The 14,730-nt window shown below is 65.1% G+C and carries 13 protein-coding genes, 1 tRNA gene and 1 pseudogene; 7 read left to right on the plus strand and 8 right to left on the minus strand.

From position 1 onward, the window contains the following. Positions 1 to 237 precede the first annotated feature (237 nt). Positions 238 to 768 carry a hypothetical protein gene (locus AC3FNH_RS07635; RefSeq protein WP_488719613.1) on the plus strand — a complete coding sequence of 177 codons (531 nt, stop codon included), beginning with the start codon at positions 238 to 240 and terminating at the stop codon, positions 766 to 768. Between the two features lie 285 nt (positions 769 to 1,053). On the opposite strand, the pseudogene AC3FNH_RS07640 reads toward AC3FNH_RS07635, so the two are convergent. The 4 genes and pseudogenes from AC3FNH_RS07640 to AC3FNH_RS07655 form a co-directional block, all read right to left on the minus strand. Continuing rightward, positions 1,054 to 1,191: pseudogene (locus AC3FNH_RS07640) on the minus strand (polyphosphate kinase 2); the annotation flags it as partial. Further along, on the minus strand, positions 1,178 to 3,118 hold the full coding sequence (ftsH, locus tag AC3FNH_RS07645; protein ID WP_488719614.1) for an ATP-dependent zinc metalloprotease FtsH: 1,941 nt from the start codon (positions 3,116 to 3,118) through the stop codon (positions 1,178 to 1,180). The gene ftsH and the pseudogene AC3FNH_RS07640, both read right to left, overlap by 14 nt. 590 nt (positions 3,119 to 3,708) lie before the next feature. Beyond that, a tRNA-Leu gene (locus tag AC3FNH_RS07650) sits at positions 3,709 to 3,793 on the minus strand. 81 nt (positions 3,794 to 3,874) lie between these two features. Further along, on the minus strand, positions 3,875 to 4,237 hold the full coding sequence (locus tag AC3FNH_RS07655) for an HNH endonuclease (protein WP_488719615.1): 363 nt from the start codon (positions 4,235 to 4,237) through the stop codon (positions 3,875 to 3,877). 93 nt (positions 4,238 to 4,330) lie between these two features. Between AC3FNH_RS07655 and AC3FNH_RS07660 the strand changes: the two genes are divergently transcribed. Continuing rightward, positions 4,331 to 5,242 (plus strand): alpha/beta hydrolase, encoded by a 912-nt coding sequence (locus AC3FNH_RS07660; RefSeq protein WP_488719616.1) that lies wholly within the window; start codon positions 4,331 to 4,333, stop codon positions 5,240 to 5,242. 6 nt (positions 5,243 to 5,248) lie between these two features. Here AC3FNH_RS07660 and AC3FNH_RS07665 read toward each other — a convergent pair whose 3' ends face one another. From AC3FNH_RS07665 to AC3FNH_RS07680, 4 genes are all read right to left on the minus strand, one after another. After that, positions 5,249 to 6,139 (minus strand): NAD(P)-dependent oxidoreductase, encoded by an 891-nt coding sequence (locus tag AC3FNH_RS07665; RefSeq protein ID WP_276098339.1) that lies wholly within the window; start codon positions 6,137 to 6,139, stop codon positions 5,249 to 5,251. Positions 6,140 to 6,189: 50 nt separating this feature from the next. Continuing rightward, on the minus strand, positions 6,190 to 7,362 hold the full coding sequence (locus AC3FNH_RS07670) for an ABC transporter substrate-binding protein (RefSeq protein WP_488719617.1): 1,173 nt from the start codon (positions 7,360 to 7,362) through the stop codon (positions 6,190 to 6,192). Positions 7,363 to 7,489: 127 nt separating this feature from the next. Next, positions 7,490 to 8,638: a methyltransferase gene (locus AC3FNH_RS07675; RefSeq protein ID WP_488719618.1), complete on the minus strand. Its 1,149-nt coding sequence runs from the start codon at positions 8,636 to 8,638 to the stop codon at positions 7,490 to 7,492. A gap of 91 nt (positions 8,639 to 8,729) precedes the next feature. Continuing rightward, entirely contained in the window at positions 8,730 to 9,671 is a 942-nt protein-coding gene (locus AC3FNH_RS07680; RefSeq protein WP_276098336.1) for a CysB family HTH-type transcriptional regulator, read from the minus strand. Between the two features lie 165 nt (positions 9,672 to 9,836). Between AC3FNH_RS07680 and AC3FNH_RS07685 the strand changes: the two genes are divergently transcribed. Genes AC3FNH_RS07685 through cysD form a run of 5 tightly spaced genes read left to right on the plus strand, consistent with a single transcriptional unit; the run spans position 9,837 to position 14,708 of the window. Continuing rightward, complete coding sequence (locus tag AC3FNH_RS07685) at positions 9,837 to 10,610, plus strand: sulfite exporter TauE/SafE family protein (protein WP_488719619.1); 774 nt, start codon at positions 9,837 to 9,839, stop codon at positions 10,608 to 10,610. Between the two features lie 28 nt (positions 10,611 to 10,638). Next, positions 10,639 to 12,321 carry a nitrite/sulfite reductase gene (locus AC3FNH_RS07690; RefSeq protein ID WP_488719620.1) on the plus strand — a complete coding sequence of 561 codons (1,683 nt, stop codon included), beginning with the start codon at positions 10,639 to 10,641 and terminating at the stop codon, positions 12,319 to 12,321. Between the two features lie 17 nt (positions 12,322 to 12,338). Next, positions 12,339 to 12,914: a DUF934 domain-containing protein gene (locus tag AC3FNH_RS07695; protein WP_276098333.1), complete on the plus strand. Its 576-nt coding sequence runs from the start codon at positions 12,339 to 12,341 to the stop codon at positions 12,912 to 12,914. Then, on the plus strand, positions 12,911 to 13,714 hold the full coding sequence (locus AC3FNH_RS07700; RefSeq protein WP_488719621.1) for a phosphoadenylyl-sulfate reductase: 804 nt from the start codon (positions 12,911 to 12,913) through the stop codon (positions 13,712 to 13,714). The genes AC3FNH_RS07695 and AC3FNH_RS07700 overlap by 4 nt, the downstream gene beginning before the upstream one ends. Positions 13,715 to 13,742: 28 nt before the next feature. Next, on the plus strand, positions 13,743 to 14,708 hold the full coding sequence (cysD, locus tag AC3FNH_RS07705; protein ID WP_276100805.1) for a sulfate adenylyltransferase subunit CysD: 966 nt from the start codon (positions 13,743 to 13,745) through the stop codon (positions 14,706 to 14,708). The last annotated feature ends 22 nt before the right edge of the window (positions 14,709 to 14,730 follow it).

Here is a 14,730-nt window from a genome sequence, read left to right on the forward strand (position 1 = left end):
TTTGTCGCTCGGACAAAAGAGTAAGTCGCCGGCTACGCCGGCGAAACAGCGGCGCCCGCCAAGCACGACAACCCAATCCCAACCACAAAGCCCCCGCCGGCTAAGCCGGCGAAACAGCCGCGCCTGCCAAGCACGAAACCCCCAACCCTTCCCCATGCAAAAGTTGACGCTTGTCAATTTAACGGAAACCACGGGTCCTATAGTTCAACTACTTTCTTATAAACGAGGAGCTTTCGCATGGTCCACCTTCGCCGCTTTCCCATCCTCCTCGCAGCCGCTGCCCTCGCATGGGCGCCCGTCGCCTTCTCGGCATCGCCGTCAAACGACGCCGAGCACGAGAAGCACCATCCTAAGGAGCAGGTAAAAAAGCCGGCGCCGGCGGTCACACCCCAGAAAAAGGGAGATGGTGACCTCGACGCCAAGACAGCACACTTGCGCGCAATCCGTGAGCGGCTGTCGCGGGCCGGAACCCCGGAAGAGGTCCAGGCACTGATGGCCGAACGCAACAAGGTCGTGCAGGATGCCATGGCTGTCATGCACAAGGACATGATGGGAATGGGAATGGCCGGCGCAGGCGGGATGTCGTCGCCCAAGGGCAAAGGCGGAGCATCGCCCGACCAAATGCAAATGTGTCAGGACATGATGGGCCAGCACATGGCCTTCATGCAGGAAATGATGCAGGCAATGACGGGTTCTCAAGCGATGGGCGGCGGCAGTATGGGCCAAGGGATGGGGCAGGGAATGGGCGGCGGTATGATGAGCAAGTAGTCTGTTCTCAGCGGGCCATCTGTCATTGCCACGCAGGCGGCAGACGTCGGTTATTCAAAGGCGTAAGTTGGCCTCGCTCCGTTGAGCTTGGTTACCACTGGCGCGCAGCGCACGGGCCTCTCGCGTTAATCAAGCATTTCGACTTGGGGTGCCAGGGAGGCCACTGTCGCCGCCGTTCGTCGCACGCACCATCCCTGATGGTCATCCTAAGGCCAGCCGTCTCAGACCCTGTGAAGGCCACCACGCCTGAAGCCCTTGCGAGGCTTAAGGACGAGGGTATGCACCCAGAATCCGGTCGTTGCAGCAGATGAAGTGCTTCTGCAGCTTGACCAGTTCAATTTGCAGCAGGTGCAGGCTGGCCTCGTAGTCCTCATGGGAAATGGCGCTTGCTTCGGATGTAGAACTCTTGCTACTTGCCTTCATTCTCTTGGTTCCCCTTTGGCGATTCGGACGCATCGGGTGGAGCTGGGTGAGGCCTCCCGGGGGTAAGCTGGGTGACTTTTTCGGAGAGCAGCAGGTCCAGGGCAGGTCGGTCGACGACTTCCTGTTCGAGCAGTAGCTTCGCAAGTGCGTCCAGCTTGTGCCGATTTGCCAGCAAAGTCTGCTTCACCCGCTGGCTCGCGTCACCCAGGATCTTCCGGACCTCCGCATCAATAATCTGAGCCGTGCTCTCGCTGTACTCCTTACGTCCCCGGGGCACCAGTCCTGGTGCGTTGAATAGGGGGCTTGGCATGTCCTCGTAAGTCGCAAGTCCAAGCTGGTCGCTCATACCGAACTGCGTAATCATCTGGCGTGCCATGTCCGTCGCTCGCTGCAAGTCATTCTGGGCGCCGGTGGATACATCGCCAAAGACGATTTGCTCGGCCATTCGCCCGCCGAGCAGCACATCGAGCCGGTCAAGTAGTTCGCTCTGCTTCAGTAAATAGCGGTCCTCGGTCGGCGTCTGCTGTGTATAGCCGAGTGCTGCCACGCCACGCGGAATGATGGAGACCTTTGAAACTCGGTCAGAGCGGGGGCGCAGTTCCGCGACGATGGCGTGACCGGCCTCGTGGTACGCGATGGTTTCCTTCTCCTGTGGATTCATGACGCGATTCTTCTTCTCCAGGCCGCCAATGATGCGGTCCAGTGCCTCGTCGAAATCGACCATCTCCACGGCATCTTTACCCTTGCGCGCAGCCAGCAGAGCGGCCTCGTTGACGAGGTTGGCGAGGTCTGCCCCAGCGAAGCCAGGCGTGCGGGCTGCCAGCTTTGTCAGTTCGACAGTGGGAGCCAGGACGACATTCCTGATGTGGACTTTGAGAATCTGCTCGCGACCCTTCAGGTCTGGGCGGTCCAACGCGACATGACGGTCAAACCGTCCTGGGCGCAATAGTGCAGGGTCGAGAATTTCCGGCCGATTGGTCGCGGCCATAATGATGACGCCCTTGTTGGTATCAAAGCCATCCATCTCGACCAGCAATTGGTTTAGGGTCTGTTCGCGTTCGTCATTGCCGGTAACTGCACCGAGCGCACGAGTTTTGCCCAGCGCGTCGAGTTCGTCGATGAAGATAATGCAGGGTGCTTTGGTCTCCGCCTGGTTGAAGAGGTCGCGCACCCGTGCTGCCCCGACTCCGACAAACATCTCGACGAAGTCCGAGCCACTCATGCTGAAGAACGGCACGCCGGCCTCACCGGCTACCGCCTTTGCCAGGAGTGTCTTGCCGGTGCCCGGCGCCCCGAGTAGCAGCACGCCCTTGGGAATCTTGCCACCCAGGCGACGATAGCGCTGCGAGTCCTTCAGGAAATTGACGATTTCAGCAAGCTCGTCCTTGGCTTCGTCGATACCGGCGACGTCGGCAAACGTCACGCCAGTTTCCTTTTGCATGTAGACCTTGGCTTTGCTCTTCCCAATCTCCATCATGCCGCCGGCGGCACCACCCATCCGTTTGATGAGGAAGCTCCAGACGGCAAAGAAGAGCATTGCAGGAACAACCCAGGACAACAGCGTGCTAATCCACTTGTTGTCGGCCTGGCCAACAAAGCGCACCTTGGCAGTTTCGAGGTCCTGGACCAGATTCGGGTCATTGACCCGGAGCGTTGAGAACAGGTGGTCCCCCTTCTCCTGACGCTGCATCTCTTCGACTTGTTGCTTGGGAAGCAAATGCTCAATGCCATCGGTGTTGACCGTACCCGTAATGGCGCCCTCGCCAAGGGAAATGTCCTTGAGCTTGCCCGCCTTGAGCAGAACCTTGAAGTCGCTGTACGGTAACGTTTCGACGTGGGACGAGAACAGGACACTCTGAAGGATGAGCATCGCCGAGACGGCCAAGAGCACATACCAGAGGGAAAACTGCTGTTGTCGAGGTTCCATGAAGGGCCTTTCGTGTTGTCGCGAATCGGTAGAAATTGGGGCCGGTGCTATCCACAGTCGACCGCCAGTCCAGACGGAAGGGGCAAAGAGCAAACGTCCAGGCAAGGGAAGGCGTGTGCCGTGTCAGACAAGCCCTTTCGGTTCAAGGTTAGTCTTTGCCTTCAAGCACGTTGTGGAGCCATGCGAAAAAGGCGCCGGCAGCGAAGAACCAGGCTACGAAAAGGGAGGCTCTGCTGGATAGAATTCGAATTCGCATTGTCAGTGTGGGCATCCAGGGGAATTGGCTCTTGATGCCAATCAAGAAACCCGAGCGTTTTCGTGCATGCGAAAGTGCTGGGTAGCCCACGATAGTTCTGGGCGCTGCTGGCGTATCCAAAGCTTCTCTCGGGCGGGGTTCTTGGTGTTTCCGCAAATTGGCGGGTGGCCGTTGCTCGGAGGATGCTGCAGCGGGTGAAACAGCAGAGCGCCACCCCGGAATATGGGGTTTCACTGGAGTGAGGACGTTCTCGGACTCTACGGGAAACAAAAAACCCCGCAAAGCCAGGCTGGGCGGGGTTTGCGGGTTCTGGGAACTGCTTTGGAACTGTGTCTGGTGCCCGGGGTCGGACTCGAACCGACACGCCTTGCGGCGGGGGATTTTGAGTCCCCTGCGTCTACCTGTTTCACCACCCGGGCAGGTGTGGGCGCCTGAATCGGCACCGCGCTGAGCCGCGAATTATGCCGGAAATCGTCGCTGCCGACAACCTGCGGGCGCGCTCAGCGGCCCCGCCGGGCGTTTGTGTGGCGGCTGCGGTCGTTGTATTCGGGCGGCTTGCGGGCGATCCAGCGAATAAAGTCGGCCATGGCCGGGTGGTGCCGCAGTGCCTCCCAGTCGTGGAAGCCGCCCGCCAGCTCGGCCTCGGTGAAGACCGAGTGGATTTTCTGGTGGCAGACGCGGTGCATCGGTACGGTGTCGCGCCCGCCATGGCTGCGCGGCACGGGATGGTGGAGGTCGGTGCTCGGGCCTTCCACGAGTGGCCTGCCGCAGAGCGGGCAGCGGCCGGCGGCGTCGTCCGGCGTGGGTTCGGGCGGGCCGAGCTGGTCGGGCCGGCCGGCCCGGAGACTGCGTTTGACGACCATGGCGCGGTCCGGTGAGTGGTATTGGTACGGATATCCGCGCAGGCCGGGCCGGAGCTACGATGGCAGGGTTTGCCACGCGCCACCGAGCACGCCATGCCCGCACAATCCTCCCTGGCCAGCCTGGCCCGGCTGCCTTCGCAGGACCCGGCCTTCTACGAGCGAGAATACAACAACCGCGCCCGCGTGCCCGACAACGCCGAGCACATGGCGCGCTGGGCGACGCTGTCGGCGCAGGTACGCGCGCGCGGCGGCTACCAGGAGGATCTCAGCTATGCCGCACCGGGTTCGGCCCACGCGCAGGACGAGCGGCTGGACTACTTCCCGGGGACCGGCGAGCGCCCGCCGCTGCTGGTGTTCGTGCATGGGGGCTATTTCCGCGCGCTCGACAAGCGCGACCACAGCTTCGTGGCGAGCGAGCTGCCGCGGCTCGGCGTATCGGTGGCGGTCGTGAACTATTCGTTGTGCCCGTCCGTGACCGTACCGGCCATCGTGCGCCAGGTGGTGGGCAGCGTAGCGTGGCTCTACCGGCAATCGGAGCGGCTCGGCCACGACCACGCGCGCATCTTCGTGGCGGGCCACTCGGTTGGCGGTCACCTCGTGGCCATGCTGATGGCGGCGCTGTGGCCGCAGGTGGGCCAGGACCTGCCGGACGACCTGATCAAGGGCGGGCTGTCGATCAGCGGCCTGTACGACCTGGAGCCGCTGCGCCGCGCCGACTTCCTGCAGCGCGACCTGCGCCTGTCCGAGGCCGACGTGGCGCGCCTGTCGCCGGCATTCATGCAGCCCGCGACGCACGCGCCGCTGGTGACGGCCGTGGGCGAACTGGAAGCCGCCGAGTACCACCGCCAGAACGCGTTGATCCGCGCCGCGTGGCCGGCCAATGCCAATGCGGCGCAGGATGTGCCGCTGCCGGGCCGTCATCACTTCAACGTGATGGACGACCTGGCCAATCCCGACAGCACGCTGCTGCGCGCTGTCCTGGCCCTGACGGGCGTCAGGGCGTAGCCGCGCTCAATCCTCCAGCACGCGCAGCAGGGACGAGGTGTCGTCCTTGCCCCAGCCCTTGTCCATCAGGATCTGCAGCTGGGCGGAAGTGGCCTGCAGAGCGGGCAGCGTCAGTCCGATCTGCCCCGCGATATCGCGCGCCAGTCCGAAGTCCTTGTCATGCAGCCGCGCCTCGATGCCGGCGGCGAAGTCGCGGGCGACCATCTTGGGGCCCATCATGTCGAGCATGCGGCTGCCGGCCATGCCGGTGGACATGGCCTCGAACACGCGCGCCGTATCGACCTGCTGCGCAGACGCGAAGCGCATGGCCTCGGCGATGCCTTCGATGTTGACCACCTGCGCGATCTGGTTGCACAGCTTGGCCACCTGGCCAGCGCCGTGGTCGCCAATGTGCGTGATGGTCTTGCCGAGCAGCGCCAGCAGCGGGCGCACGTCTTCCAGCACGGCGGGCTTGCCGCCGACCATGATGGTCAGCGTGGCGGCCTCGGCCCCCATGGTGCCGCCGGATACCGGGCAGTCCAGCATGTCGATGCCGCGCGCGGCCAGCGCGGCGGCGATTTCGCGCGTGACGATCGGCGAGATGGTGCTGTGGTCGACGCAGACCGTGCCGGGGGCGGCGCCGTGGATCGCGCCGTTCTCGCCGAGCAGCACCTGGCGCACGTCCTCGGACGACGTGACGTTGGTGAACACCACGCTGGCGCCGCGCGCGGCTTCGGCGGGCGTGAAGTACGGCTCGGCGCCAAGCGCGCGCGCAGCCTCGGCGGCTTCCGGGCGGCGCACGAAGGCGCGCACCGAATGGCCGGCGGCCAGCAGGTGGCGGACCATGTGCGTGCCCATCGCGCCCAGGCCGATAAAGGCGACGGTGCGCGCGGAGGATTGTGGAGTGGTGGTGGTCATGCGGTGTTTCCCTTTCAGGGCGGCCGTGCCGGTCGCAATGGCTACAGGTGCTACTCGTCGCCCGCGTAGGCGAACTTGCCGTTGCGGACGGTTCCCATCACGCGCGAGCGCTGGTCGAAGCCCTGGTGGTCCTTCGCGTTCAGGTTCAGCACGCCGTTGGGAACGGTGAGGTTGGTGGTGGCTTCAATGGCGTTGCGCAAGGCGTTGCGGAATTCGCGTGTGCCAGGCTGGGCGCCGGTCTTCAGCGCGCGCCGCGAGGCATCGTCCAGCAATTGCCACGCGCCCCACGCGTCGCCGGCGAACTGGGTCACGCTGTCGGCGCCGTACTTCGCTTCATAGCGCGTGACGAAATCGAGCGCCACCTTGCGCACGGGATGGCTGGCCGGCAACTGGCGTGCCACCACGACGGGACCGGTCGGGAACAGCGTGCCTTCCACGTCCTTGCCACCCACACGCAGGAAGTCCCACGTGGCGATGCCATGGGTCTGGTAGATCCTTCCCTTGTAGCCGCGCTCGACCAGCGTCTTCTGCGGCAGCACCGCGGGCGTGCCCGAGCCGGCGATGAGGATGGCGTCCGGGTTGGCCGACATCAGCTTGAGCACCTGCCCGGTCACCGAGGTGTCGTTGCGGCCAAAGCGTTCATTGCCGACGACCTTCAGCTTGCGCACTTCCGCCAGGCGCGAGAACTCGCGCCACCAGCTTTCGCCGTAGGTGTCGGAGAAACCGATGAAGCCGACCGTCTTCACGCCATGGTTGCCCATGTACTCGGTCAGCACCGTGGCCATGTGCGAGTCGTTCTGCGGCATCTTGAAGGCCCAGCGCCGGCGCGCATCGGTCAGCGGCTCGATGATCGCGGCGGAGGCGGCCAGCGCCACCATGGGCGTTTCGTTCTCGGCGATGGCATCCAGCGCGGCAATCGCGTTGGGCGTGATGTTGGGGCCGACGATGACATCGACCTTTTCCTCGGAAATCAGCTTGCGCACGTTGCGCACCGCGGCGGCGGGGTCCGAGCCGTCGTCGAGCAGGACGTAGTGGGCTTTCTGCCCGCCGAGCGTCTGGGGCCACATCAGGACGGTGTTCTTCGACGGAATGCCGATCGATGCCGCCGGCCCGGTGGTCGAGACATCCACGCCGACACGGATGTCGGCAAATGCGGCATTGGCAATCAGTGCGGTGGCGGAGGCGCAGGCGACGGCGAGCGCGCGGCGCAGCAGGTTGGACATGGTTCTCCTCTTGATGTGTTTTCTCTTTTTTCTCTGCTGCTTCTCTCCCGCGGATGTGGGGAGAGAAGCAGTCAGGCAGCAAGCATAGCGGAGCGGCTGATCGTCCGCATTGTCCAGTGGCGCGTGCTTACCGTGCGCCCAGCCGCCAGAGCGAAGTGACTTCCGCCGAGCGCGCTGCATGCAGCGCGTCCGCGGCGTCCGCCGCACGCGGGTGGCGCGGGCGGATGTCCGAGCGGCCCAGCACCTGCAGGCCGGCCGCTTCGATCCAGCCGAGCAGTTGCTCGCGCGAGCGCAGGCCGAGGTGCTCGGCCAGGTCGGACAGCAACAGCCAGCCCTCGCCGCCAGGCTCGAGGTGCGCCGCCAGGCCGTCGAGGAAGCCGCGCAGCATCGCGCTGTCGGGATCGTAGACGGCGCGCTCCACGGGCGAGCTCGGTCGTGCCGGGACCCAGGGCGGGTTGCAGACGACCAGCGGCGCGCGGCCCGGCGGGAACAGGTCGGCCTCCAGGATCTCTACCTGGCCAGCCACACCAAGCTGTTCGAGATTCTCGCGCGCGCAAGCCAGTGCGCGCGCATCCTGGTCCGTGGCCACGACGCGCTGGACGCCACGCCTGGCCAGCACGGCCGATAGCACGCCGGTGCCTGTGCCGATGTCGAAGGCAAGGGTCTTCGAAGGCAGCGGCTCATTGGCGACCAGGTCCACATACTCGCCGCGCACCGGCGAGAAGACGCCGTACCACGGGTGGATGCGCGCGCCCAGCGCGGGAATCTCCACGCCCTTGCGGCGCCATTCGTAGGCGCCGATCATGCCGAGCAGCTCGCGCATCGACGCCACATAGGCCTCGCCGGCTTCGCCATAAACCTGCTCGCAAGCCTGCGTGACATCCGGCGCGCGGCGCAGCGGCACCTTGTGGCCGACGTCGAAGGGCAGCAACAGCATGCCCAGCGTCCGTGCGCGCTGGGACTGCGCCAGCCTGTGCTGGTGGAAAGCCTCGGTGATCGACTCGGGTGCGGCGGGTTTGTGCCCGGGCCGGCTCTTCTTCTTGGGCTTGCGCTCGGTACGGCGGGCCATGGCCTGCAGCAGCTGACGCGCGTTCTGGAAGTCGCCGCGCCACAACAGCGCGGTGCCTTCGCAGGCCAGGCGGTAGGCGGTGTCGGCGGAGGTAGTGTCATCGGCCACCACCACGCGGCGCGGCGGCGGCAGGCCGGCTTCGGAGCGCCAGCGCGCGCTATGCTCGGCGCCGTCCTCGGTCCAGTGGATCTGCGGGAGTTCGCTCATGAGCGGGCCTCCGGCTGCGGGCGGCACGGGCGTGCCAGGAAAACGTGCATGAAAGTGTCCTGCATAAGAAGAAAGGGCGGGGCGACGGGGCTCAAAGTTCGTAGGCCTCGTGCTCGCCCGACATGGCCTGTTCCACCAGCTTGCGGTTCAGCGTTGGCGAAAACAGTTCGATGAAGGTATAGACGAAGCTGCGCAGGTAGGCGCCCTGCTTGACGGCCAGGTGCGTCACATTGGTGCCGAACAGGTGCCCGGCCGGGATGCCCCGCAGGTTGCGGTCGCGCTCGGCATCATACGCAAGGCCGGCGACAATGCCGATGCCCAGCCCGATCTCCACATAGGTCTTGATCACGTCCGCATCGATCGCTTCCAGGATGATGTCGGGCTGCAGGTGGCGCAGCTCGAACGCCTTGTCGATCTTCGGCCGTCCGGCGAAATTCGGGTCGTAAGTGATGAGCGGGTAGTTCTTCAGGTCCTCCAGCGCCAGATGTTTCTTTTCCAGCAGCGGGTGGTCGGGTGGCGTGATCACCACATGTTGCCATTGGTAGCCGGGTAGCGAGACCAGGGTCTTCTCGTCGGAAATGCCTTCGGTAGCAATACCGATGTCGGCTTGGTCATGGAGCAGCATGTCGGCAATCTGTGCCGGGTTGCCCTGCTGGATCGACAGCCGCACTTTCGGGTAGCGCTTCGTGAACTCGCTGATGACGCGCGGCAGCGCATAGCGCGCCTGGGTGTGCGTCGTCGCGATGGTGAAGTTGCCCTGGTCCTGGGCGGCATAGTCCATGCCGACACGCTTCAGGCTTTCCACTTCCTGGAGAATCTTCTCCACCGAGTTCAGGATGCGGCGCCCCGGCTCGGTCAGGCTGCGGATGCGCTTGCCATGGCGCGTGAAGATATCGACACCCAGCTCTTCTTCCAGCTCAATAATGGCCTTGGACACACCGGGTTGTGATGTGTAGAGCGCTTTTGCAGCTTCCGTCAGATTGTAGTTCTGGCGTACCGCTTCACGCACAAAACGAAACTGGTGCAGGTTCATATAACTTCAGTCGTATAAACAAACAACTTCTTATTAGTTTGAGGTATGAGGCCAGTTTATTACGATTCTCGAACTTTGTTAATGAACGGCCAGCCCGCATTGCGCCCGCAGCCGCCACCCTGAAAGTGGCGCCGGCAAGACGGACTGGCCCAGCCGAGCCTCCCAATGTCCCTTGCCTATACCGTTTCCGGTCTGCTCGTAGGCGTCCTCGTCGGTCTGACCGGTGTGGGCGGGGGCTCGCTCATGACGCCGCTGCTGACGCTGCTGTTCGGCTTCTCGCCGGCCACGGCGGTCGGTACGGACCTGGCCTTCGCGTCGATCACCAAGGGCTTCGGCACGCTAGCGCACCGTGCGCACGGGCATGTGCAGTGGCAGGTCGTGCGCCGCCTGTGCCTTGGCAGCCTGCCGGCCGCGGCGGCCGCCATCCTGGTCCTGAAGAGCGCCGGTGAACTCAATGGACAGTGGCTGCACGCGATTCGCGTGACGATCGGCGTGTCGGTGCTGCTGACCGTGCTGTCGCTGCTGTTCCGCAAGCAGATGCTGGTCTGGCTCGAACGCAATCCGCGCTTTCAGCTCGCTGGCCGCTCGCAGGCCATCGCCACGATCGTGGTGGGCGCTGTGCTGGGCGTGCTGGTGACCGTTTCCTCGATCGGCGCCGGCGCGGTCGGCGCCACGCTGATCCTGCTGCTGTATCCGCAAATGAAGCCGGCCGAAGTGGCCGGCACCGATATCGCCTACGCCGTCCCGCTGACGGCGCTGGCCGGGCTGGGCCATGTGTGGCTCGGCACCGTCGACTGGAATCTGCTGCTGGCGCTGCTGGTGGGCTCGATCCCCGGCATCTGGCTGGGTGCTCAGCTTTCCCGCGCGCTGCCCGAGCGCCTGGTGCGCGCGGCCCTGGCCACCACGCTGACCCTGGTCGCCATCAAGCTCGTCTCCTGAATCCCACGAATACTGAACGGACCCCGCCATGTATCAGTACGACCAATATGACCAGCGCATCGTCAACGAGCGCGTCGCCCAGTTCCGTGACCAGGTGCGCCGCCGCCTGTCGGACGAGCTGACCGAGGAAGAATTCCTGCCGCTGCGCCTGCAGAACGGCCTGTACATGCAGCGCCATGCCTACATGCTGCGCGTGGCGATTCCGTACGGCCTGCTGGCCTCCAAGCAGCTGCGCAAGCTGGCCCACATCGCGCGCGAGTACGACCGCGGCTACGGCCACTTCTCCACGCGCCAGAACATCCAGTACAACTGGATGGAACTCGAGCGCGTGCCAGACGTGCTGGCCGAGCTCGCCAGCGTCGAGATGCACGGCATCCAGACCTCGGGCAACTGCGTGCGCAATATCACCACCGACCACTTCGCCGGCGTGGCGCCGGACGAGTCGGTGGACCCGCGCGTGCTGGCCGAGTTGCTGCGCCAGTGGAGCACGTTCCAGCCGGAATTCGCGTTCCTGCCGCGCAAGTTCAAGATCGCGATCTCGGCCTCGAAGGACGACCGCGCCGTGGTGCAGATGCATGACATCGGCATCTACGCCTACAAGAACGACGCCGGCGAGACCCGCATCCGCGTGCTGGCCGGCGGCGGCCTGGGCCGTACCCCGATCCTCGGCACGGTCATCAAGGACGACCTGCCGTGGCAGCACATGCTGACCTACGTCGAGTCCGCCATCCGCGTGTACAACCGCTATGGCCGCCGCGACAACAAGTACAAGGCGCGCATCAAGATCCTGGTCAAGGCCATCGGCGCCGAGAAGTTCGCGCAGGAAGTCGAAGAGGAATGGCAGTACAGCAAGGACGGCCCGGGCACGCTGACGCAGGACGAGTTCGACCGCGTGGCGCAGTACTTCGCGCCGCCGGCCTATGAAAAGCTGGCCGACACCGACACTTCGTACGAGAAGCACCTGCTCGAAGACAAGGCCTTCGCCCGCTGGGTCAGCCGCAGCGTGCATGGCCACAAGGTACCGGGCTACGCCGCCGTGACGCTGTCGACCAAGCCGGGTCCGGTCTCGCCTCCGGGCGACGCTACCGCCGAGCAGATGGAAGCCGTGGCCGACCTGGCCGACCGCTTCGGCTTCGGCGAGCTGCGCGTCGCGCACGAGCAGAACCTGGTGCTGCCGGACGTGAAGAAGCACGACCTGTACGAGCTGTGGCAACTGGCGAAGAAGGCTGGCCTGGCCACTGCCAACATCGGCCTGCTGACCGACATCATCGCCTGCCCTGGCGGCGACTTCTGCTCGCTGGCCAACGCCAAGTCGATCCCGATCGCGCTGGCCATCCAGGAGCGTTTCGACAACCTGGACTTCGTCCATGACCTGGGCGAAGTGTCGCTGAACATCTCGGGCTGCATCAACGCCTGCGGCCACCACCATGTCGGCAATATCGGCATCCTCGGCGTCGACAAGGATGGTTCCGAGTGGTACCAGGTCACGCTGGGCGGCGCCCAGGGCAACAGCACGGCGCTGGGCAAGGTCATCGGCCCGTCGTTCAGCGCCGAGGAAATGCCGGATGTGATCTCGCGCATCATCGAGACCTTCGTGGCCAACCGCATCGAAGACGAGCGCTTCATCGAAACCGTGAACCGGATCGGCATCACCCCGTTCAAGGAACGCGTGTACGCCGACAAGCAACCGCGCGAGCGCGCCGAAGCCTGAGGACCGGAGAAAGACACATGGCAAAGATCATTCAACTGCAACGTACCGCCGACGCGGTCACCCCGGTCATCGTCGAAGACAGCTGGACCGTGCTGCGCGGCGCCGAGGGCCAGCCGCTGACCGACGAGCAGATCACCGCCGCCGTGCAGAGCCAGGATGCCGTCCTGTTCCCGCTGTCGGTGTGGAAGTCGCATGAAGGCCTGCTGGCCGGCCGCGCGCGCGAGCGCACCGGCGTGTGGCTTGCTCCCGAAGACGAGCCGGGCGATGCCCAGGCGCTGTTCGACGGCGTGGCCGTGGTCGCGGTCGATTTCCCGGTGTTCCGCGATGGCCGCGGCTTTTCCACGGCCTACCTGCTGCGCACCCGCTACCAGTGGAAGGGCCAGCTGCGCGCGATCGGCGACGTGCTGCGCGACCAGCTCAACTTCATGAAGCGCTGCGGCTTCGACACCTTCGCGGTGCGTGCCGACAAGAACATCGACGACGCGATCAAGGGCTTCACCGAGTTCACCGTGACGTACCAGGCTTCGGTCGACGAGCCGCTGCCGCTGTTCCGGCGCGCGCGCGCCGAGTTTGGCGCAAGGGAATCGGCATGAGCAGTGCATTGAGCGACATCGCGGTGGTGGATGCCGGCGCGCCGGCGTCGGCGCTGCGTCCCGCGCTGTGGACCATGCCCGAGTGCACGGGCAGCCTGGCGGCGCTGGAAGAGAAGGAGCGCGAGCTGGCGACCCGCCTGGCGGGCATTGCCGGGCGCTTCTTCCGCGCGCGCTTCGCCACCAGCCTCGCCGCCGAGGACATGGTGCTGACCGATGCGATCCTGCGCGGCACGGAGGCCGTACGCGCCGGCATCCGCGTGTTCACGCTGAACACCGGGCGCCTGCACGCCGAGACCCTGGCTGTCCTCGATCAGGTCAAGGCGCACTACGGCTACACCGTCGAGCAGTTCACGCCGGACACCGAGGCCGTCGAGAACTACCTGAAGAAGCACGGATTGAACGCGTTCTATGACAGCGTCGACCTGCGCAAGGAATGCTGCGGCATCCGCAAGGTGGAGCCGCTCAACCGAGCGCTGTCGCACGCCGATGCCTGGATGACCGGCCAGCGCCGCGAACAGGCCGTCACGCGCGCCGAGCTGCCGTTCGAGGAACTGGACGAAGCCCGCGGCATCCCGAAGTTCAATCCGCTCGCGGACTGGACCGAGGCCGAGGTATGGGCTTACCTGAAGCGCCACAACGTGCCGGTCAACGCGCTGCATGCCAAGGGCTACCCCAGCATTGGCTGCGAACCCTGTACCCGCGCGGTGCGCGCCGGTGAGGACGTGCGTGCCGGGCGCTGGTGGTGGGAGAGCAAGGACTCGAAAGAGTGCGGGCTCCACGAACAGAACATCAAGCATTGACGCATTGAAGCATTCGAGGCCGAACGACATGGGCATCATGAACGACATCGCAAGCGCCGCCAGCAACGTGGCGCACCTGCTGCAGGTACAGAACGACCACCTCGACCGCCTGGAGGCCGAGTCGATCTACATCATCCGCGAGGTCGTGGCCGAGTGCCGCAACCCGGCGCTGCTGTTCTCGGGCGGCAAGGATTCGATCGTCATGCTGCACCTGGCGCTGAAGGCCTTCCGCCTCGGTGACCGCAAGATCGACCTGCCGTTCCCGCTGGTGCACATCGACACCGGCCACAACTACCCGGAAGTGATCACGTTCCGCGACCAGCGCGTGGCCGAGCTCGGCGCGCGCCTGGTGGTGGGGCACGTGGAAGATTCCATCAAGCGCGGCACCGTGCGCCTGCGCAAGGACACTGACTCGCGCAACGCCGCGCAGGCTGTGACGCTGCTGGAAACCATCGCCGAGCACCAGTTCGACGCGCTGATGGGCGGTGCCCGCCGCGACGAAGAGAAGGCCCGCGCCAAGGAGCGCATCTTCTCGTTCCGCGACGAGTTCGGCCAGTGGGACCCCAAGGCCCAGCGCCCCGAGCTGTGGAGCCTCTACAACGCCCGCATGGCGCAGGGCGAGCAGATGCGCGTGTTCCCGATCTCGAACTGGACCGAGCTGGACGTGTGGCAGTACATCGCCCGCGAAAAGCTGGCGCTGCCGCCGATCTACTACGCGCACCAGCGCGAAGTGGTGCGCAAGAACGGCCTGCTGGTGCCGGTGACGCCGATCACGCCGAAGCAGGACGGCGACGTCAGCGAGGTGCTGTCGGTCCGCTTCCGCACAGTGGGCGACATCAGCTGCACCTGCCCGGTGGCCAGCACGGCGGATTCGCCGGAATCGATCATCGCCGAGACGGCCGTGACCGAGATCACCGAGCGCGGCGCCACGCGCATGGACGACCAGACCAGCGAGGCGTCGATGGAACGCCGCAAGAAGGAAGGCTATTTCTAAGCCGACGCAGCCAAGGATTCAG

Source organism: Cupriavidus sp. 22TCCZM01-5 (genome assembly GCF_057798915.1).